Origin of the sequence: Shewanella eurypsychrophilus, assembly GCF_007004545.3 — a bacterium.
GTDB lineage: Bacteria > Pseudomonadota > Gammaproteobacteria > Enterobacterales > Shewanellaceae > Shewanella > Shewanella eurypsychrophilus.
This window is the reverse complement of sequence record NZ_CP045503.2, coordinates 5,157,940-5,177,991: the sequence shown is the minus strand read 5'-3', so window position 1 is coordinate 5,177,991 and position 20,052 is coordinate 5,157,940. Positions and strand designations below refer to the sequence as shown.

18 protein-coding genes and 1 tRNA gene are annotated in these 20,052 nt (G+C 44.0%); 11 read left to right on the top strand and 8 right to left on the bottom strand.

The genetic code is table 11. The features are described 5' to 3' along the window. The first annotated feature begins 738 nt into the window (after nucleotides 1–738). A tRNA-Lys gene (locus FM038_RS22165) sits at nucleotides 739–814 on the top strand. 313 nt (nucleotides 815–1,127) lie between these two features. Here FM038_RS22165 and FM038_RS22160 read toward each other — a convergent pair. The 4 genes from FM038_RS22160 to hutW form a co-directional block, all read right to left on the bottom strand. Further along, on the bottom strand, nucleotides 1,128–2,333 hold the full coding sequence (locus FM038_RS22160; protein WP_142873807.1) for a dicarboxylate/amino acid:cation symporter: 1,206 nt from the start codon (nucleotides 2,331–2,333) through the stop codon (nucleotides 1,128–1,130). 454 nt (nucleotides 2,334–2,787) lie between these two features. Beyond that, nucleotides 2,788–4,188 carry an ammonia-forming cytochrome c nitrite reductase gene (nrfA, locus tag FM038_RS22155; RefSeq protein ID WP_142873998.1) on the bottom strand — a complete coding sequence of 467 codons (1,401 nt, stop codon included), beginning with the start codon at nucleotides 4,186–4,188 and terminating at the stop codon, nucleotides 2,788–2,790. Between the two features lie 345 nt (nucleotides 4,189–4,533). Continuing rightward, a complete protein-coding gene (locus FM038_RS22150) occupies nucleotides 4,534–4,785 on the bottom strand; it encodes a DUF2999 family protein (protein WP_142873808.1) in 252 nt (83 codons plus the stop codon). Nucleotides 4,786–4,887: 102 nt separating this feature from the next. Then, a complete protein-coding gene (gene hutW / locus FM038_RS22145; RefSeq protein WP_142873809.1) occupies nucleotides 4,888–6,945 on the bottom strand; it encodes a heme anaerobic degradation radical SAM methyltransferase ChuW/HutW in 2,058 nt (685 codons plus the stop codon). Nucleotides 6,946–7,078: 133 nt separating this feature from the next. On the opposite strand from hutW, the gene FM038_RS22140 reads away from it, so the two are divergent. The 4 genes from FM038_RS22140 (at nucleotide 7,079) to FM038_RS22125 (ending at nucleotide 9,778) form a co-directional block, all read left to right on the top strand. After that, nucleotides 7,079–7,489 (top strand): YbaN family protein, encoded by a 411-nt coding sequence (locus FM038_RS22140; RefSeq protein ID WP_223292947.1) that lies wholly within the window; start codon nucleotides 7,079–7,081, stop codon nucleotides 7,487–7,489. A 264-nt stretch (nucleotides 7,490–7,753) separates the two neighbouring features. After that, complete coding sequence (locus tag FM038_RS22135) at nucleotides 7,754–8,041, top strand: DUF134 domain-containing protein (RefSeq protein WP_142873810.1); 288 nt, start codon at nucleotides 7,754–7,756, stop codon at nucleotides 8,039–8,041. A 22-nt stretch (nucleotides 8,042–8,063) separates the two neighbouring features. Continuing rightward, nucleotides 8,064–8,567: a NifB/NifX family molybdenum-iron cluster-binding protein gene (locus FM038_RS22130; protein WP_142873811.1), complete on the top strand. Its 504-nt coding sequence runs from the start codon at nucleotides 8,064–8,066 to the stop codon at nucleotides 8,565–8,567. Nucleotides 8,568–8,713: 146 nt separating this feature from the next. Continuing rightward, nucleotides 8,714–9,778, top strand: a complete 1,065-nt coding sequence (locus tag FM038_RS22125; protein WP_142873812.1) for a cysteine synthase A — start codon at nucleotides 8,714–8,716, stop codon at nucleotides 9,776–9,778. A 67-nt stretch (nucleotides 9,779–9,845) separates the two neighbouring features. Here FM038_RS22125 and FM038_RS22120 read toward each other — a convergent pair whose 3' ends face one another. Together FM038_RS22120 and FM038_RS22115 are read right to left on the bottom strand one after the other, a co-directional pair. Next, nucleotides 9,846–10,763 (bottom strand): substrate-binding periplasmic protein, encoded by a 918-nt coding sequence (locus FM038_RS22120; RefSeq protein WP_142873813.1) that lies wholly within the window; start codon nucleotides 10,761–10,763, stop codon nucleotides 9,846–9,848. A gap of 704 nt (nucleotides 10,764–11,467) precedes the next feature. Further along, nucleotides 11,468–12,886: a M28 family peptidase gene (locus tag FM038_RS22115; RefSeq protein WP_142873814.1), complete on the bottom strand. Its 1,419-nt coding sequence runs from the start codon at nucleotides 12,884–12,886 to the stop codon at nucleotides 11,468–11,470. A 303-nt stretch (nucleotides 12,887–13,189) separates the two neighbouring features. Between FM038_RS22115 and FM038_RS22110 the strand changes: the two genes are divergently transcribed. The 6 genes from FM038_RS22110 to FM038_RS22085 all read left to right on the top strand — a co-directional run bounded on the left by FM038_RS22110 (nucleotide 13,190) and on the right by FM038_RS22085 (nucleotide 17,991). Then, nucleotides 13,190–14,020 (top strand): isocitrate lyase/PEP mutase family protein, encoded by an 831-nt coding sequence (locus tag FM038_RS22110; RefSeq protein ID WP_142873815.1) that lies wholly within the window; start codon nucleotides 13,190–13,192, stop codon nucleotides 14,018–14,020. 119 nt (nucleotides 14,021–14,139) lie between these two features. Beyond that, nucleotides 14,140–14,634: a peptidylprolyl isomerase gene (locus tag FM038_RS22105; protein ID WP_142873816.1), complete on the top strand. Its 495-nt coding sequence runs from the start codon at nucleotides 14,140–14,142 to the stop codon at nucleotides 14,632–14,634. A 334-nt stretch (nucleotides 14,635–14,968) separates the two neighbouring features. Next, nucleotides 14,969–15,259, top strand: a complete 291-nt coding sequence (locus FM038_RS22100; protein WP_185965829.1) for a hypothetical protein — start codon at nucleotides 14,969–14,971, stop codon at nucleotides 15,257–15,259. A gap of 546 nt (nucleotides 15,260–15,805) precedes the next feature. After that, complete coding sequence (locus FM038_RS22095) at nucleotides 15,806–16,183, top strand: GFA family protein (protein ID WP_142873817.1); 378 nt, start codon at nucleotides 15,806–15,808, stop codon at nucleotides 16,181–16,183. 348 nt (nucleotides 16,184–16,531) lie between these two features. Then, on the top strand, nucleotides 16,532–16,930 hold the full coding sequence (locus tag FM038_RS22090) for a response regulator (protein WP_142873818.1): 399 nt from the start codon (nucleotides 16,532–16,534) through the stop codon (nucleotides 16,928–16,930). A gap of 206 nt (nucleotides 16,931–17,136) precedes the next feature. Continuing rightward, nucleotides 17,137–17,991 (top strand): rhodanese-like domain-containing protein, encoded by an 855-nt coding sequence (locus FM038_RS22085; RefSeq protein WP_223292946.1) that lies wholly within the window; start codon nucleotides 17,137–17,139, stop codon nucleotides 17,989–17,991. Between the two features lie 20 nt (nucleotides 17,992–18,011). Here the strand turns inward: FM038_RS22085 and FM038_RS22080 are convergent, their stop codons facing one another. Together FM038_RS22080 and FM038_RS22075 are read right to left on the bottom strand one after the other, a co-directional pair. Beyond that, nucleotides 18,012–18,680, bottom strand: coding sequence for an oxidoreductase (locus tag FM038_RS22080; RefSeq protein WP_142873819.1), 669 nt, complete (start codon nucleotides 18,678–18,680; stop codon nucleotides 18,012–18,014). Nucleotides 18,681–18,683: 3 nt separating this feature from the next. Further along, on the bottom strand, nucleotides 18,684–19,625 hold the full coding sequence (locus FM038_RS22075) for a gluzincin family metallopeptidase (RefSeq protein WP_142873820.1): 942 nt from the start codon (nucleotides 19,623–19,625) through the stop codon (nucleotides 18,684–18,686). Nucleotides 19,626–20,052: the final 427 nt, after the last annotated feature.

Genomic DNA, 20,052 nt, shown 5'->3' with positions numbered 1-20,052 from the left:
TCGAAATGTGGAAACGTCGAAATGTGGAAACGTCGAAATGTGGAAACATCGAAATGTGGAAACATTGAAATGTGGAAACATCGAAATGTGGAAACATCGAAATGTGGAAACATCGAAATGTGGAAACGTCGAAATGTGGAAACGTCGAAATGTGGAAACGTCGAAATGTGGAAGCATCGAAATGTGGAAACATCGAAATGTGGAAACATCGAAATGTGGAAATGTCGAAATGTGGAAACGTCGAAATGTGGAAACGTCGAAATGTGGAAGCGTCGAAATGTGGAAGCGTCGAAATGTGGAAGCGTCGAAATGTGGAAACATTGAAATGTGGAAACATCGAAATGTGGAGAAAACAATTATCTAAAGCGTTAATTCAAGTTGAATATGACTTTAAGTCTCCTGATCGGCAAGTCACTAGTTAAAGTTGTTAGTGGCGATTTTTCGAGCTTATTATAAACTATGTTGCAGCTGCCGTCATAAAACTTTAAAGATAAGTTACAACTCATTAACGGGCTAGCGATAACAATCAAGGCTTATTGTCACTGCTGTGCTAACTGAGAGTATATTGTAGGTACCTGGTTGATTTTACAGTAATGTAACGACTTGATAGCTTAAACTGAGTTCGCTATGTTACTGATTAACAATTTGGGGGCTGTTTAATTTTTATTTGCATTATTTATGATATTTTCTTTTGCTATCGGGGATCAATCGGGGTAACATGCGCTCGCTTCCAAAGATGGGTCGTTAGCTCAGTTGGTAGAGCAGTTGGCTTTTAACCAATTGGTCGAAGGTTCGAATCCTTCACGACCCACCATCTTATTTCTTCTATACCCTGTAAATTAGCTAGTAGTAAACTAGCAACATCTTCGATAATCTCTATCTCTATCTCTATCTCTATCTCTATCTCTTAAATCAATAATGACTCGTAAATTCAGCGACTAATCTCGCAGGTTAAGAGTAAAACTTGTATTCCTATATGGACGAATATCAGACCTGCTAGAGATACTTTTGATTCTGCTAATCGCAAGTTCATTAAGCCACACATAGCAAAAAGGCCCGACAAAGGGCCTCTTATAGCGATAGGTATTAAGCGTGAATACCTAACACCTACACCTAGCACATATTCGTTAAGTTGAAGCCTTTGCAGCAGTCTTTGTACTTGCAGGCTCTGCACTTGCTTCAGCGCCAACCTCTTCAGCTGCTAATTTGTTAACCAATAACGAAATTGCACCGTCACCAGTGATGTTACAGGCGGTGCCGAAGCTATCTTGCGCCATGTATAGGGCGATCATCAGGGCAAGTTCAGCCTCTCCGAAACCTAACATAGTCGCCATCAGACCTAGTGCTGCCATCACTGCGCCACCTGGTGCGCCTGGTGCGGCAATCATAGTCACCCCTAGCATCATGATAAATGGCAACATCTCAAGTAATGATGGCAGGGCTAAGTGCTGGCTTAGTACCATAACTGCCGTCGCACAAGTTACTAATGTGATGGTTGAACCAGAAAGGTGAATTGTTGCACAAAGCGGCACGGTAAAGTTGGCGATTGAGCTCTTAACACCGTTCTTCTTGGTTTGACGCAGTGTGACTGGAATCGTCGCTGCCGATGACATGGTACCAATCGCTGTGAAGTAGGCGGGTAGCATGTTTTTAATCAGCTTAATGGGTGACAAACCAAGAACAAGGCCTGCAACCACATACTGAATAGTGATCCATACCCAGTGCATGAACACGACTAGTGCTAGCACAACACCAAAGGTCTTCAGTGTCGAAAATACCGTACCTTCAGCCGCCATCTCAGCAAAAATACCAGCGATAAAGAATGGCAGTACCGGGATAACCACGCGAGATAGTAGTAGATCGATAATGTTACGACCATCATCGGCGATTGTTTTTAAGCTTTTGCTACCAGTAACGCTGATGCCTAAACCGAAAAGGAAGGCGGCTGCTAGCGCAGTCATGACACCAAATAGTGGTGGTACCTCTAAGGTGATGAAGCTAGTCAACTGATTTGCTGAGTCGCCAGACACTGCTGGCGCAGAGGGTAGACCTGACAGTGCAAAGCTTGCCACAAGAAATGCGAGGCTACCAGCAACGATGGTTGAACCGTATGCAAGGCCAACGGTTTTACCGAGCAATGAGCCTGAATTTTTAGGTAGGCTTGCGATACCGCTAGTGATGTAAAATAGAATAATTAGGGGGATGGCGAAACCGATCAACTGCCCAACAACGGCTTTGATCGTGAGTAGAGCGCGAACGATGATATCTGGTGCAAAAAAGCCCATCAGAATACCAATAAATATGCCCGCTACGAGCTTCAAAATTAACTTCATCAATCTTTCTCCAACTTGAATGAGTAAAAGACTGTCCATATCAAGTGATCATTAAGCGTGTTAATGACCTACTGTCCAATTTTTATCGGAACAATATACTGAAAATGCATCTTTATGTATTTACTAAGCGACGTACAAAGGCTTAGTAATGGTGATTAGCATCAAGTCAGTGACATCGAATTCACTCAAGGTTGTAAAGTCATTATCTGTTGTAACATCTAAGTTTAATTTTGGCTCACAAATAGGTCGTCAATAGTGAGATACATTAGAGCTTGGAGCTAAGGTGTGAACTTGCTATTAACTGGTATAGCAAGCTCTGAACTTACAATCGGAATATTGTGGTTTTTACCGCAAGTAATATATAGGTTTGGAAAGCTAGTGAGGGGAGTCACTCATTAAGGAGAGCATGGTTAGTGGTTGCTCACATCCATGTGAGCGGGGGGATTTTAGAGAGTTAATCCTTATCGTAAATGGCTTGGCGTAACTTTGCTTGTTCATCCCATTGCGGGATGACTTTCTCAATAAATTGCGCTTTTTCGGCGTTGAGCTTATCCATATCTAAGCCAATGGCGGCCTGTGCTTTTGCCTTGGTTGAGATATCTGGGATAGCGACAGGTTGTTTGATGCCCTTGCTGCTTAATAGCCTAGCTAGCTTAATGCGAGCATTGGCGGCTCTGTCGATAGCGGTACCTAATACTCTGAGTGCCTCATCAGGATTATGCATGGCGATACCATGTGAGGCCGTAGCATGATCCCAGCGCCATTGAGCGTGACGTATATCTTGCTGAATGTCATGAACCTCTTCATCGGTGGCACCCGCTGCCAATGCTGCTGCGGTTTCGTAGTGAGCATGGACTAACTGGGTTTCAGCACTCACCTTAAGTTCATCAATCTTAGACTTTCGCTGGGCAACAATATCTTGCAACTGCTCTTTAGTTTGATCATGACAAGTTGCGCAGGTTTGTTCGAAACGATCGAATGGGTTACCCACTCTATGGTCGGTATACTTGCGCCCTTTGTCGTTGACTACTTTTGGCATATGACAATCGATACAGGTGACATTGTTTTGCCCATGTATTCCCTGACTCCATGTCTCATAGTCTGGGTGCTGCGCTTTAAGCATAGGGGTTTTTGATAGCTGATGGGTCCAGTCGGTAAAGTTAATTGAGTCGAAGTAGGCCTCAGCTTGATCAGCTTTAACTCCATTGTCCCAAGGGAATGCCGCTTTTTTATTTTTCTCATCAAAGTAGTATTCGACATGGCACTGACCGCAGACCATAGCTTGCTTATCTTTTCGACTTGCCTCATCCCACTCTAAGCCAATACTGCTCATAGCTCGCTCTGCGAAAGGTCTAGCCATGCGCAATTTTGAAGAGCCTGGCTCATGGCAATCTTGGCAACCGATAGTATTGACTACCTCAGGGCCTCCTTTGCTCCATTTACCCGTGAAGAACCCATCTTCGCCCTGCTCGGCAATCATTCTGGGTACATCAGGCCCTTTACAGCTCCAACAAGCCATAGGCATCATATCTGGCTGTTTTTCATCGGGAGAGCCTGTTCTTAGGGTTTCTCTGAGATCGGTCACAGCATATTGATGCCCTCTGGCACGGGTGTAATCTCTTGAGAAGGCATAACCTGCCCATAAAACAACAAGGTTAGGATCTTCTGCTATCTCATCTGTTTTTTCACTGTAATCAGTGGTTTTTTCCCAGCTTTGGTACTGCTTTGGAAACTTCTTAGCATACTGTTCACTGCGTGGATCAAGCCCCTGATCTTCATCTTGTGCATAGGCAAAAGATGAAGATACAAGGGCTAATGATATGAGGAAACTTATTGGCGTCAGCCTTAAAGTCATTGGTTTCATTTACGTTCCTTTCTATTGATTAACTTGAAAATTCAATTTGGAGGTGATGTGATCAAGTAACCCAAAAGATTCGATAGGGGAATGTTAGAGCCAATGGAGTGCTAAAAATAGTTTACTTTTTTTAATGGTACGGTAAGAAATTTTTAATTGAGGGGACACTTAATTAAAACAGGAAATTAGATAAGCTAAACAGGGAGGTTAAAGGGCTGGGAAGCGAATGGAATAACGTTGATTTGGCTTTGGAGTGAGCTATATGAGCACTGATTCGATCTGCTTTGGGGCTGATAAGGCCCCAAAGCAGTTCATTCAAGTCAGCTTCAATGAGTCAAAGCGGGCTTATTTCTCTAACTGTGCTTTTGCTGCTTCGACTTTCGAAAAATCTAAGCCTAATTCTACAACTGCTTCTTTTAGCAGTGCTGGGTTTTGCATCACTTGCCCCATTAATTGCTGTAACTTCTCTGGGGGCAGACCCAGTTGGCCAATTGTCGCCATCGCCGCAATTGGATTTTCGGTTAGTGTTTGGAATAGCCCAGCGATTTGTTCGTCACTGATATTGTTCTCTTTTAAGATGGCAAGAATAGGATTCATTGCATTCCCTGTTTAGTTTTAGAATATGTACTGATTCTATCACTCATCAGGGGCATTGAGATATTATTCTGATTGCCCCTCGTTGGTATACAAGCGATCTATTTAGCCATTTGTTTTGCTAAACAAGCGCTTCATTGGGCAGCGTCCCTTTTTCAGTTGCTCCTTTTGCTGCTCTTGTAATGGCTGATCTTGCTTGAACTGTATGCCGCTGATAGGACATAGTTTTGGTGCTGTCTCAGGTTCTTCATTAAGCTCAACACTCGTATCAAGCTCGGCAGTTGCCTCCTCTGGGGGGAGTAGCGGAGCTTTCGCTAAGAACTCCTGCTCTAACTCATCAAACCTTGTCACCTGTTCGGTGAGCAGCTTACGTTTATCATCTCGACCTAAGTAGATCTTAAAGCTGCACAAGCCTTGGGCATTGAATAACCAGATCGCTCGAGTGTCCATACGCATAAATGGACGACGTACAAAAGCAATAGCGTAGACCTCTCGTGGGTTGAGGTGCCCCCTTAGGTGCTCGCCTTTTAGATTGTAAAACCCATGTCCATAACTGCCCTCAGGGAAGCCGCCTTTGTATTCTAAGATCTGTCCGGCAACCTCAATCACTGTGGTGGTTGGGCCAAAATCTGCGAGCTCTGCCATCAAGCGATCGAAATTGGCACCATCGACCAGTTGTGCTTGCTTTGCGGGCAGTGCTTGGACCGTTTCTAGCTCTGTCAGTCCTAGCTGACGACCGACCTGTGCCAGTGATGACAAAGGTTGCTGTTTAGAGATCGTTTCGATCTGTTCTAACGTATTGTTCATAATAGTTAACTCTTGTCGTTTGAGTAGTTCGTCGCCGAGATCCAGATAGCGGTTCACTGCTTGTTGCATATTGATATTCCAAAACTGACCTGCTTCGGTCAGGTTCAGGTAGCGACCATCATGTTGGACTAGCCCATTCTCTTGCCACGCATCAAACAGTGGCTTGGCGCGATCTGATAGATCGCCAAGTTGATCTAAGGTATTTAGATCTAAGTATCCCAGATCGAAGCCGCCACCAATGCCATAGCGAAGATCGTGTTGTGGGTGTGGCTTAGTCATCATTGCGATCGGTTTGTTGCCTGCGGCGATCTCTTGGTGATACTTATTGAGATCGCGTTCAGTCATGATGCTGTGGCCATTGACACGACCGCCTGCACCACAACCAAAGGGCACCAGATCTGCACCGGCTTTGGAGAGGTGGTTGTAGCGGTTTCTCTCACGGCTATCACGGCCAAAGTGACTCACGCTGAGGCGATTGAAGTGATGGCGTTTGAGGGTTTTTCGGCCGGCAGCAAACATAGCTGCCTTCTCCTCTAGCCCTGGAGGAGCGGGAACTTTGCCCTTGTTAACAGAGCGACCTAGCTGACTTTCTGGCAGTAGAATCAATTGATATAGATCGGCGCCACCGACTCCTGACTCAGCCAAGATATCCAAGTCCCGTTGCCAGTGATCTAAGGTTTGACCGGGTAAACCATAGATAAGATCGGTAACGATCACAGCTTGATCTTGATTACACATTCGATCTAACTCTCTACGTACTGTGATCTCATCATCTATGCGGCCAAGGCGTTGACGTAATTCAGTATCAAAGCTTTGTACACCTAAAGAAAAGCGGTTAAATCCGGCATCTAAGCAAGCCGTAAATCTATCCTTATCAAAGCCATGAAAACGAGCTTCGAAGGTCAGTTCTGCATCTGTTCTTAGGGGCAGGTATCTGTGTATGGCATTACCGAGCAGCGCAATTTGACTCGGGCTTAGATCGCTAGGTGTACCTCCCCCGATGTAGATGCCATCAAAAGGAGTATCAATTAGCCCTGGTTGCTGGCTGGTCATTGCTAATTCGCTGAGTAAGGCATCGAGGTAATTCGCGACTTTTTCATCACTGGTTCGATTTTGATAGAAGGCGCAATAGCTGCACTTAGTTTGGCAGAAAGGAATATGCAGATACGCTAATCGAGCCCCCTGACTTGCCCGTGGCTGAACTTGTGTTAATTGATGCCACAGTCCCTGTTGATCATCAGGCATTACCGGCGCCCCCATTACTTGCATATGGGCGGTTTCCTTTCGGCTAAAGGCAGACACCATAGGTTGGTCACTTTTTCGCCCTGTAAGACTGAGATCTGGGATGAGTGTCATGGTTTTTAACTAGCCTATTGGTAATGAGATTGATTACCATACATAGTTGCATTTACACTTGTGTAATATTGTGATGTGGATCGACAAGCGAGTGACTGATTGTTCAATAACACTGATATAACAGAGAGATGCTATGAGTATCACACAATGGTTTAGTCATTGGAGTAAAAAAATGTTGCGCCCATTCCTGCTGGTTTTAGGGGGAGTATCCCTAGGTTTTGCCGTGATTGGGGTGGTATTGCCTGTATTTCCCACAGTGCCATTCTTACTCTTGAGTCTGTGGTGTTTTAGTCACGCCTCACCACGTATGCAGCAATGGTTGTTAGCCCAGCGGCACTTCGGACCCACCTTAGATAATTTGATCCATCGACGTGGCTTAACTCAGCGGCAGTTGTTTCACTGTTTAGTGGGTAAGTGGTTTGGCATGGGGCTCGCGATTTACTTTGTCCCTGTTTGGTATGTGAAAGTAGCCTTACTGGCTATTGCGATGGTGGTGACGCTATTCTTGCTGCGTATGCCAAGACTCAGCGATGAAACTAACTAGGCAGGTGAGCCATTGCTGTCTGTATTCGAGAGTTATTGTTAATGCCTTTTAATATCTGATTCTGAGTTGTAACCCTAATTAAATCTCTGCTTTTTTAGCTATCTCGAATATTTTTGACTGTGAACTGATGCACAGTTTCTTGATCCATTCTATTAAATAATCCCAAGTTATTGGCGTAGGCCATAAACGGTTTTACGTGTAGATAGGTTGATTCGGTATCGGTTACTCATTTCAGTACTGTCATCCAGATAATTAGAGCTATTCATGCCCAGACCCAAGAAATCTCGCCGCTTGTCCTGCTGCGCACCATGTAGCATGTTCAAGCCTAATGGTATTCCCTCTGCTGAATTGCAGAAAATTCAGCTCGAAGCTGATGAGTTTGAAGCATTAAATCTAGGAGACGTTATAAAAATGCCTCAGATTGATGCCGCGAAGGCTATGGGGATCTCCAGACAGACTTTTGGTTATCTGCTTGCTAGTGCGCGTAAAAAAGTTGCTACGGCCATCGTTCAAGGCAATGCCTTGCTGTTACCCAAAAGCGGCTCTAAGTAAGGGCTGCAGATAAGGAATCAATATGATTATTGCAATGCCAATGAGCCGTGGAAGGCTCGCAAGCCATTTTACTAAAGCTCAGAGAATCGTTATTTTCAATGAATACCATCAGTTGATCGCTAACTTCGATAATCCAGCACTAACAGGAGGCTGTAGTGCTAAGAAGGCGATGTTAGATCTGATTAAAGCACAAAAGGCCGATATTGTTATTGTGCAGCATATCGGTGAGCGGATGTTAGGCAAGTTACTGAGTGCTAGTATTAGCGTGAGCAAAGGAGATAGTCGCACTAGTATCGAGCAACTATTGACTGATAGCAGTGATTTTAACCGCCGTATGTTGAATGCTTCCGAGGGGAGAACTTCGCTTAATCATGAGAATAAAGGTGGATGTTGCAGTGGCGCAAGCGGTGGTTGTGGCTGTAGTACAAAAGGCACGGCTAGCAACAACTTGGCTGTTCACCCTTTAAAGACGAAGAGTACAGATATCGCGAGACTGAAATATTCAGGTTTTAGAGTGGTAACTTAATACTCTCGTAAATAATTAATCGGGCGGTTGTCGCCGCCTATATTGATATAGAGCAGTCAATAGAGGCGTCTTTTACTTTCAGCTATTGGCTTTCACCTGGTCTATGCCTAGTATTGAGTTATTATTGGTAATGGATGCCTCTGCATATGAAATCTCCCTCTATTACATCGAATATCACTGAGCTGATCGGCCATACAGATCTACTTAGGATTAATAGTATTTCTGATCTAACGGCTTGTGACATTCTGCTTAAATGTGAGCAGCAAAATCCTGGTGGTTCAATTAAAGACAGAGCAGCATTACAGCTGGTTCAAGATGCCATTGATACAGGCAAGCTCAAACCTGGAATGACGATTGTCGAAGGGACGGCGGGCAATACCGGTATAGGCTTAGCGCTGGTGGCTAAGGCGCTTGGTTTTAAAATGCTAGTGGTGATGCCGAAGGGCCAAGCGCCAGAAAAAGAACAGATGATCAGTTTGTACGATGCTGAGCTGATGTTGGTGGATGCATGCCCCTTTGCTGATCCGGATCATTTTTATCACACGGCTAAACGTATTGGTGAGAGTGATGATAAATACTGGTGGGCAGATCAGTTTGAAAATACCAGTAACAGCAAGGCCCATTATGAGCATACCGGGCCAGAGATCTGGTTGCAGACCCAAGGCAAGATAGATGCTCTGGTTTCTGTGGCGGGTACTGGCGGCACGATTGCAGGAAACTCACGTTACCTGTCCGAGAAAAAACCAGAGCTGCAAACCTGGCTGGTGGATCCTGATGGATCGGGGATCTACGCTTACCTAAAAACCGGACAGTATGTATCTAGCGGCAGTTCATTTACCGAAGGTATCGGTATCATGCGTTGCGTGGAGAACTTTCGTCAGGCTAAAGTGGATAAAGCCATTACCTTGCCTGATAGAGACCTGATTGCTATTGCCAGGCAAGTGCAGGAGCGCGATGGCATTGTGCTGGGTAGCAGCTCGGCGCTCAATGTCGCAGCAGCCTTGTATGCCGCGGCAAAGATGGGGACTGGCAAAACCATTGTGACTTTTTGCTGCGATCTTGCCGAGCGATCCTCTTCTAAGTTGTTTAATTCGCATTTTTTAACAGAGAAGGGCTTTGTTGAGCCTAATGAGTCACTAGAGGAGATGTTTAAGCGTTATCAATCAGAGCCCGCCGATGCTGTCGTTAATGTGATTAGGCTGTGTGAATAGAAGATGTGATTAGGGTGTGTGATTAGAGGATGGAATCAATGGGGTATTAAATAGAGAGCTATTTTACTCATTGGTTCATATAGCTATTGAAGATAGCTTCGCCTTGCAGCTTTCTCACTTCACTCATTTCTTGCCAAAATTTAGCCGTCAGTTCTGGATGTTGCTGGTACCACTGGTGTGATACTGGCATAAACCAATCCATCTGCATAAAATCTTCCGGTAGACTTGATAGCTGCTGACTAAGTCTAAGCTTTTTGATGATGTTTTTGCCTATATATTGTTCGATCACATAGCCATCTATTCTACCTCTGGCTAGAAGAGTAAAGCCCTCCTCCGCAGATAGATTATTGCTAGGTAATACGCCTAGCTTGTTTAACTTATCGTAAGCTATATAACCTAAGGGAGCTGATACACCTAGATGTAGACCTGAAAAGTGGCCATTACTCCATGTTAAGTTTGAGTCTTTTTGCGTGAATATTGGGTATTTCGCTCGCCATAACCGCTGATCCGAATCAATAGCGCCATTGAGCTTAGGAAATACTCCCCAACTTTCTCTTTCTGCAGTCCAGATTGCGGCAAAAATGGCATCCACTTGTCCTTGTTTAAGACTTTGAATGCAACGTTTCCAAGGTTGTCTAACCATGTTAACGGAAAGGTTAATCTTTTCTGCTGCAATGATGATTAGGTCAGCTAAGGTGCCGAGCTGACCAATAGAGTTAGGGTTATGATTAAGTGGGTCGAATTTGGTGACGAAGGGAAAGTTGTTTTTATCTTCATAGCAGATCCGCATAACGGACTGTTTTTTATCTGATAGCTGTGTTTGTGCATTTAAGATTTCTGCTTGAACTTGAATCGAGCACCCTAGTCCCATAAGAACAATCAATTGCACAAATTGAGGACGTTTCAGATTGAGTAAAAGTGAAACGACAAAAGACATTAGTGAGAGATAATAGCTGAAATTATGCTTAACCAATGCTTGATTCATATACCCTCAGCTCCCTACCTATAAACCAATAGGTATAATCATCTCTATCAGACTGCTATAGCAATAACAGTACTAAAAGGGGACTTACTAGTTTAAAGCTTAGTTGATTTAGCTTGTTTCATTCTAAAGTTATCGATGGTTAAGGTATGGGTAGGTTTAGTCATCGTATTTGGTGTAACGAAAAGCTGGTGATTAGGCTCGAACTCAGGGCCTAGTCACCAGTACAATTCAGATTAAAACGCACCTGAGGCACCGGGAAAAACTACCGGGCTAACGTTACCGTTTGCGCTGACACTGGCTACATCAACAAGAAGCTAGTTATCGATAACCAGACTTTTTACTTTGAAGGAATCTAACTCGAATTATCCTACCTTGCCAGTTGTTATTGCTTTAAAACGCACCTGCGGCACCGGGGAAAACTACCGGGCTTGCGTTACCGTTTGAACTGACACTGGCTACATCAACAAGAAGCTAGTTATCGATAACCAGACTTTTTACTTTGAAGGAATCTAACTCGAATTATCCTACCTTGCCAGTTGTTATTGCTTTAAAACGCACCTGAGGCACCGGGAAAAACTACCGGGCTTGCGTTACCGTTTGCGCTGACACTGGCTACATCAACAAGAAGCTAGTTATCGATAACCAGACTTTTTACTTTGAAGGAATCTAACTCGAATTATCCTACCTTGCCAGTTGTTATTGCTTTAAAACGCACCTGAGGCACCGGGAAAAACTACCGGGCTTGCGTTACCGTTTGAACTTACACTGGCGACACCGAATAGGTAGTTATCGATAACCATGTTGTCTAGTTTGAATGAATTCACCTTGCCCACATAGCGGCTGTGACTCCACTCTGATTGTGTGGTTAAGCGCCAATATACTCGATAACCAACCACATCTAGTTGCTCGCTTGGTTGCCAGTTAAGAGTGGTGCTGGCAGAGACTTGACCTTCTATGGTGACAGATGCAGGTGGCGCAGGTGCCCAGGCCATTGAAGCCAGACTGATAGCATTTAAGGCGGTAAGCTTAGCATTAAAGTCAAAATCTACGCCCTCAATCACATCGCCGTAGGCTATGCCGTTTTCAACACGGATATCTTGGTGCTGACGGTTGTAGTTCTCGTTGGTCTCCATGATACGTACGGCAGGAAAGCCAGCTTTATTAAAAGGCAGGTGATGGCCACCGCGGCCGAAACGATCTAATCGATAAACCATCATTACATCAAGATTGGTCATGTACTGATCGGCTAAGGTTTTTATCTTGCGCGCCAGATTGCGCGAGGCTGAGTCATTTTCGCCACCGCTGAAATAACGCTCCTTGGCTTCGTCGGGGGTTTCTGCGATGCGAACACCTTCAGAGAATACTCGTACCGTGTGGTTGCCGATGACGCCATTGATCCCTTCAATATTGCCTATCATGTCGTTGTTGAGTACCGCTTGTACTTGCCAGTTATTATCCTTGGCATATTGAGCCAGTGTGGCTCCGCCATAGAGACCTTGTTCCTCGCCAGATAATGCAGCGTAGACAATCGTGCCGGAAAACTGATATTTAGATAACACGCGAGCGGCTTCGATAGCCCCTGCAACACCGGATGCATTGTCGTTGGCGCCGGGCGAAACTGAGGTTGAGTTCATCACATCCGTGACGCGAGAATCGATATCGCCGCTCATCATCACAACGCGTTTAGGCGCGAGTGTTCCGCGCTGAATGGCGATGACATTGACCACTTCCGTAGGCTGAGGTATGCGCTTGCCTGTGACGGTGTCAGACAGAGTTATCACCTCCAAGCAGCCACCGCAGTCAGCGGATATGCGTTCAAATTCGGCCTTAATCCAGCGCCTTGCAGCCCCTATGCCTTGGGTATCAGATTGTGTCTCTGACAAGGTGTGGCGTGTGCCGAAACTCACTAATTTCTCGACATCACTGTGCAGCCTGCCGGCGCTTGGCGCCGTAGCAATATCATAGAGGCGCATATCTTCCTGAGAAGGGGCAGCAGTTGCGATAGTTTGTGCCTGGCTGCTAGTGGTGAACAGTACGCCAGCCAGTGTGGCTGAGACAACAAGCACCGAAGCGATACGTTTAGCTGAAAACACCTGTTGTTTAGTCGGGGTTGGACGGGTCATAGAAACCTCAATTTATTATTATTTTATGATTTGGTTTTCTGTTTATTTATCGTTTCTTAATCTGAATAGAGATAGAGCAGCATAGACAGTATCAAAAAATCATCACTTTGAGGAAAGATTAAATAGGGGAATTGTTAGTCGATATGTCTAGCTGGATATCATGACTTACCCAGCTAATCATATCGATATTACGATCAATGTTAGGTCTATCTATGTTGAGTTCCGTTTCCCGCGAGGTTGATAAGTGATCGCTTGTTAGAGTGCTTATCTCTTAAATTAACAGCATGACAATGGAGTCATAAAATGAATAATCAAACTCAATTTAGCGTACAACTTGAAGCCTTTCATCAGTTGCACATGGGGACTTCACCTCTGGTGTTGGTGAATGTTTGGGATGCCGCCAGCGCAATGATAGTACAAGCGTCAGGAGCCAAGGCATTAGCGACCAGTAGCGCATCACTGGCTTGGTCATTAGGTTATGCCGATGGCGGTGAGCTCCCTATAGATGCATTACTGTCTGCTGTCGCGAATATCGTGCGAGTGAGCCAACTTCCTGTGACTGTGGATATAGAGAATGGCTATAGCGATAAACCTGAAGAGGTGGTGTCCTTGGTGGATGAGCTGGTTAACTTAGGCGTGGTTGGTATCAACATAGAAGATGGTGAGCAATCAACTGAATTGCTGGTGGCGAAAATAACGGCGATCCGAGCATCTGCATCTTGTGGGCAGGTATTTATCAATGCCAGAACCGATGTTTATCTTCGAGGGCTAGCAGAGCATGATGAAGCACTCGATATGTGCAAATCGCGTTTAACTCGTTACCAAGCCGCAGGCGCTGATTGTGGTTTTATTCCCGGAATAGATTCTGAGCATATCGCATCGCGATTAGGTGCCAATTTAGCTATGCCATTAAATTTTATGTTAGCTGGCGATCACTTGGCTGTTTCAAAGCGAGCAGATACGCTGCTTAAACTTGGGGTTACCAGGTTCAGTATCGGGCCTGGGAGTTTCCTCGATGCATACTCGACGTTGAAACACACATCGAAACCATCTAAGGGATCTTGTAAAGACACCGAGCAGTGTGAACAACTCAATTATAATGAAATGAACACCTTGGTCATGCGTGCAAGGTAAACTTGCGCTTAAGGGAGTGGCGAGTTAAATCATGGAAGATAAAACTGCGGATTCAAGCCCTTTGTGTGGTTTCAGGGTATACTTTGTCTTTATCATCTTTTGTATCAAAGCGACTTATCATGATTATTTTTACCACCAATTTTGGCGATATTGAGATTGAACTCGATATGGAAACCGCGCCAGTGAGCTCGAAAAACTTCTTGAGATATTGTGAGGATGGTTTCTATGAAGGGACTATTTTTCATAGAGTGATCAAGGGTTTTATGATCCAAGGTGGTGGTTTTACTGCTGATATGGATGAAAAGCCCACTCGTGCAGCGATTGTCAATGAAGCCAATCGAGGCTTAAAAAATGTTAAAGGCACCTTAGCCATGGCACGCACCGATTCGCCTCATTCTGCAACGGGTCAGTTTTTTATCAATCTTGGTAATAATGATTTTCTCGATCACACAGGTACCACTAACTCTGGTTGGGGTTATGCGGTATTTGGCGCAGTCACAGCTGGCATGGATGTGGTAAGAAAGATTGAGAAGGCCAGAACCACCTCGAAAATGGGACACGATGATGTACCGCGTGAGCCTATTATCGTCGAGAAGGTCACGATTAGTGATTAAGATAAGCACTAGGCGTTTATCTTGCTGTAATGGCAAGTAGCGCGTTAGAGGCTTTTTGTTATTACGGCTTTTTAGTTTGTAGCTATATTTACTAACTATTTGTGTTTTTAATACTGACTAGCCCGTGTCTGTATATGTAATTCATTGTATTTAAAACCTTTGCTATTTTGGCACGCCTTTTACTGTTAACGCTTTGTTAAATTGTGAGCGTTTACGTTTAGGTTATAGTCGAGGGGATAGTAATGAGTGAAGCAGCAACCGTAGATACACTAGTTATAGATAGGGAAAGTCGTAGGTCAACAGGTAGAAATTGGCTTAGCCATAGTGCAAAGCTATGGTTTGTGGTTACTGTGGCTGGGCAATCAGGTTGTTCATCGTCATGGGCGGTGTATGGTTCTTCCGCATAGGATTGATGTTATGGCTGATGATCCATCAAGCCCCAGTAGGTTTTGACCCCAAAACCTTTGAAGGACCGTTTTTAAGTTTTCTAGGGTTTGCGCAATACTTAATCCCACTTGCCGTTGCTCAACTGTACTTTGCTGCATCAGATAGTAATACCAATTCCATTAAACATATGCTCAATTCAGAGCTTTCTCAGGGCTTTAAATTCAAGGCGCATTGTTGACGAAATGGTTATTCCCTTTCGAGGCAATGCAACGCAGAAGTAGAAGCCCTGAGAAGCTCACGAAGTGCGGGTTTAAAAACACTTTAAGCTGCGAAAGTGGCTTTCGATATACGACTGCATGGATGCAGAAGGTAGGGCGAAGCAGGATGCCAGAGCCGAGAATAACTATTAGCTTCAATCCCCTTATCTTGCCTACAGCGTTTTTAACTCCCACTGAATGGTCACTTATTTAATGGAAATGGTATAAGAGTGGCCAATATAAGATAATCATGTCTGTTAGCTTAGTGATACTCACACTTGCCATGGCGGGGGGGATCTTTGCAGCCTCGATGGGTATGTGGTTGCCTCGAATCTAATCCCAGTAACAATAAGGCATTATAGCTATTGGTATTAGTTATTTCCGGTTAAGGGGAGACAGGTAAATATGAGTTTTACCTGTCTATGTCGTTAATATAATTTAACGACTTTCTTTGAGAACAGGCTATTGAGAAATTTGATAAGTTGTTTTAGTTTAACTGATTCATCTATTAATGAGTCGGTACTAAAATGGAATTAAGCTGTCACTGTGGCAATGTGAAAATCACAGTTGCTCACGACCCTGAAACCCTCACATCTTGTAACTGCTCTACCTGTAATCGTTATGGCTCACTATGGGGTTACTATACGCCAGATGAAGTTCAGCTGTCGTTTATCACAGATATTGCGGGAACCAGTGTGCCGGCAACTAAGGCGTATAAATGGGGAGAGGAATACATAGAGTTCCATCATTGTCAGAACTGTGGTTGTCTGACGCATTACATCACCACAGAAAAAGTGCCTGAGACTAAACTCGGAATCAACTTCCGTATGGCGCCTATTGTTGGAATTAAAGAGATAAAAATTAGACATTTTGATGGTGCTGACAGCTGGACGTTTATCGATTAGTTATCAATAAGGCTTATGGATGGGCCGAATATCTAGGCTCATCTGTACTCTGGCATGTACTGTAATGACATATTCTTGAGTCTTGGGCGTTTTGTTCTTTGTACTCTCAGTTAGCTATCCTCGCTAATTACCTTCAATCCCAACCTATACATTTTAACGTACTTAATTATAACTCCTTCTATTAATTATGAATAATAACTATTCCCTCTAGTGTTGATTAGTCATCATTTATGGGTAAAGCTTCCTGTTGAATACTTTATGTTCACCTCAATATCCTCTCCATTTCTACTCATGTTTGATTTCAGTATAAGGAAAGGGAGTCGTACAGTTGCTTTATAGGAAGGCTAAGTGAAAATTTTAATTGCAGATGATGACAGAGTTTCTAGGCAGACTCAGAAACGGATCCTTTCTCGGTCTGGTGAAGTTGATACGGTAGTAAATGGGGCTGAAGCCGTGCAAAAGTTTAAACATGCGTTAGAAGTCAGTGACCCTTATCATTTAATTTGTTTAGATATCTCCATGCCTTTCTTTGATGGTAAATACGCTCTGGAGGAGATAAGGAAGATAGAAAAAGCTAAATTGATAGCTAAAGATAAAGATAAAGAGGTGAAAGTGGTGATGGTGACTTCGAGTCGAGCTAAGAAAGACATTTTGCAGGTAAAAGGTAAATGTAATGCTTACTTGCTTAAACCTATATCCATCAGTGCTATCGAAAAGATGTTGAGTATTTTTAAAAGTAGCGCCTAATTTCCACTTTGAATTCATGTATTTAATAATATTAGGTGAACTTAATGATATTTAACCTTAGTAAAGTTATATAGGTCAAAAGCTAGCGGTGAGCTGGCCACTTATTTCTATTGCTCATTCTGGCTTGTTTTTACTCTAATCTGACACTGTCCTTGTTTGCACCAGATGAGAGTGCTGACTAAACTTTATTGGAAGCAAAATTCATTGTGTTTAGCAGTAATGGTGGCGGTATCATGACTCATATATCCAGAACATTTATGCGTTTGAGCATATCTGTATTTTTATGCCTAGGGCTTATGGGAAACCTTGGGCAAATGGCGTTTGCTGCCTCGAAGGCGGAATTTCCTTTACGTGAAAAGTATCCTAGTGTGCCGACTATTTCACATGACAAATTATATCGGCAGTTAGATTCCACTGTGCTTATCGATGTAAGATCAAAATTCGAATTCGATACCTTACATATTCAGAATGCGGTGAACATCTCAATATCCAACGCAGGCTTTATCACTCGTTTAATGAGAATTAGAGAAAGGGATTTAAGCCCCATAGTGTTTTATTGTAATGGCATTACCTGTGCAAAATCCTATAAGGCCTGTGATAAGGCGGTTAAGTTTGGCATCAAGGATGTGTCGACGTTTGACTTAGGGATCTTTGGTTGGACAAAGGCATACCCGGATGCGGCAGTATTATTAGGTGAGAGCCCGGTTCCTCTGGATAAGTTAATTGATGAGAAGCAGCACCAAGCCCATATCCTTTCTCCTGCTGATTTTGTAGGGGCAATAGGCAAAAATGCCATGGTGATAGATATCAGGGAACACTTTCAACGGGATGTGATCATATTAACGAAAGTCACTCGGGTCGCTTCTTCTGACAAGATCCTCGGCTTAATTAACAAAGCGAAAAAAGAGGGCATGACCCTGCTGATCTATGATGCCGTCGGAAAACAAACCCGCTGGCTACAGTATTTACTTGAGAAGGAGGGGGTGAAGGATTACTTCTTTATGGCGGGAGGTTTGAAGGGCTATCTTAAGGCTAGCCTTGGCCCTTCAGAATATGACTAAATCTGATTTAACCTCTGTGATCAGCTAAATAATTCATCGAGTCGATAATATCTCAGCTTAGGATCGTCATCATTATCTGCACTCGCTACTTGTTGAAGAGCGATTAGGCACATCTTCGCTGCGACCTGTTTACCCGTTATTGGACGGTATTTGCTCAGTACAGGAAGTCGGCATATTAAGGGAAGCAATTTGCTACCCAGTCTCTCACCCAGTCTAAAGTCTTGTCGTTCACCCAATAGCAGTGAGGGTTGGATTATGCTGGCTCGCGTAAAGCCTAGTTCAGCCACCTTAGCTTCTAATTCGCCTTTCATTTTTAGGTAGTTACTTTTGCTGGTTGGATTAGCGCCACTGGAGGAGACCAAAAGGTAGTGGTTAACCCCATTGGTTCGAGCTAATTTAGCGGCTCGATATTGATAGTCGACATCGACCTGTCTTTGTCGTTCGATTGAACCAGCCTGCTTTAATGTGGTGCCTAAACAAGAGAAGGTAATGTCGACTTTGAAGGCTGATGAATATTGCTCTAGTCGGTCGAATTCCACCACACAATTAATGATTTTATCCGAGCCGTATTCTATGGGGCGGCGAGTTACCGCTGTCACCTTATCTATATCAGCTAGCTGACTTAACTGATCGACAAGTTCACGACCTACAACTCCGGTTGCGCCTATTACTAGTGCTGTCAGTCCCATAATTTATTCGGTTTGGTTATTTTTCATGTACTTATCATACGTTAACTCTATTGCTGAAATCTTGGTTATTTTCTTATCGTATTGTTTGTCATATTTATTATCGTAGTGCTGACTAATTTTGTGCAGCGTTCCTCGAGAAATCGAGGGGAAATCCCGACGTTGATAGTATCTGCTATAGGTATTGGTGAATATCTGACTATGGCTGACACGGTCTAACTGCTTGACGAGCTGCCATCCAGAGCTACTTTGTCGTAGACAGCATTGACTATATTGCCCTATGACTTGGGTGAGGTCTGTATCTTGGGTGATTAAGGCACGGTCGACCTCGGCAAAGTAGGCGGCGCCAGACCAGTACACTCGGGTAAAAGCGCCTCTGTTCCACATATCATCGGCCACATCACTGAGCCTTCCTGGGTGTGAGCGGGTTCTCGCCTTACCTCGGTCGAAGCCGTCTTGCATACGAGCTTCATATTGGCTTTGATCTATGACCTTATTACCGAACATGGTTAGGTATTGCATATAGGTGGCAAAGCCTTCGTTTAACCAAAATGAAGGAGTATCTAAGTAGGGAAGATAAAGGTGCGATAACTCATGATACAGGGTCCAGTCATCAACAAAGTCCTCGAGGGAGGCGTTAGCGTCAACTCGGAGTTTCACCTTAGTCGGTGAGCCTCGATCCACTTGCCCATAGGGTACAGGTTCCCTGGCATACCTTTGTTTAGTCACTTCAACCCTCAAAGTATCCATTGGGATAGGTGAGAGTATCAGTTCTACCGCTTCGACACTTTGAGTGACCCATAGGTTTACTGTTTCGGCTTGCTGCTTAGATAATCCACGCTGCTTGATATCAATCTTGGCCGCAAAAGCACCACCTGTAAAGCAGGTGCTAGTACCTAGGATGACTAAGCAAAATCTTAGGTAGAGACTGTGAATGGTCGGCTTCATATCTATGTGCCTTGAGAAAGTTGAATCAATATCAACTTAAGGTATATCTGAATCATTAGCAGGTATTTGAGTGTTACAAAGGATGAACTTTCAACCTCATCTCGCATTCCTAACTCAGCGTTTGATTGGCTCTACCTAGATCAAAAGGTCGGCTAACTTAAGCTGCACCTAGGCTGATGAGGATCGCCTCACTGCGTCTTAGGTGTAAATAGTCTGTAACAATTAGCTAATGTCTATCTCTCGCGAATAGAATTAGATAGAGGGGTCGTAGCTAATTGAGTTAAGGCTATGCAGTTTAATTTCATTTTGAGCTTTACCTCCGAGTTCTCCGTGTAAGCGAAGCGCTCCGTGGTAAGAGTGCTTGTTTCTTGGTTTAAGGTGATTATGCTCCGCCCCAGAAGAACACAAGTCAAAGCCGCGATTAACA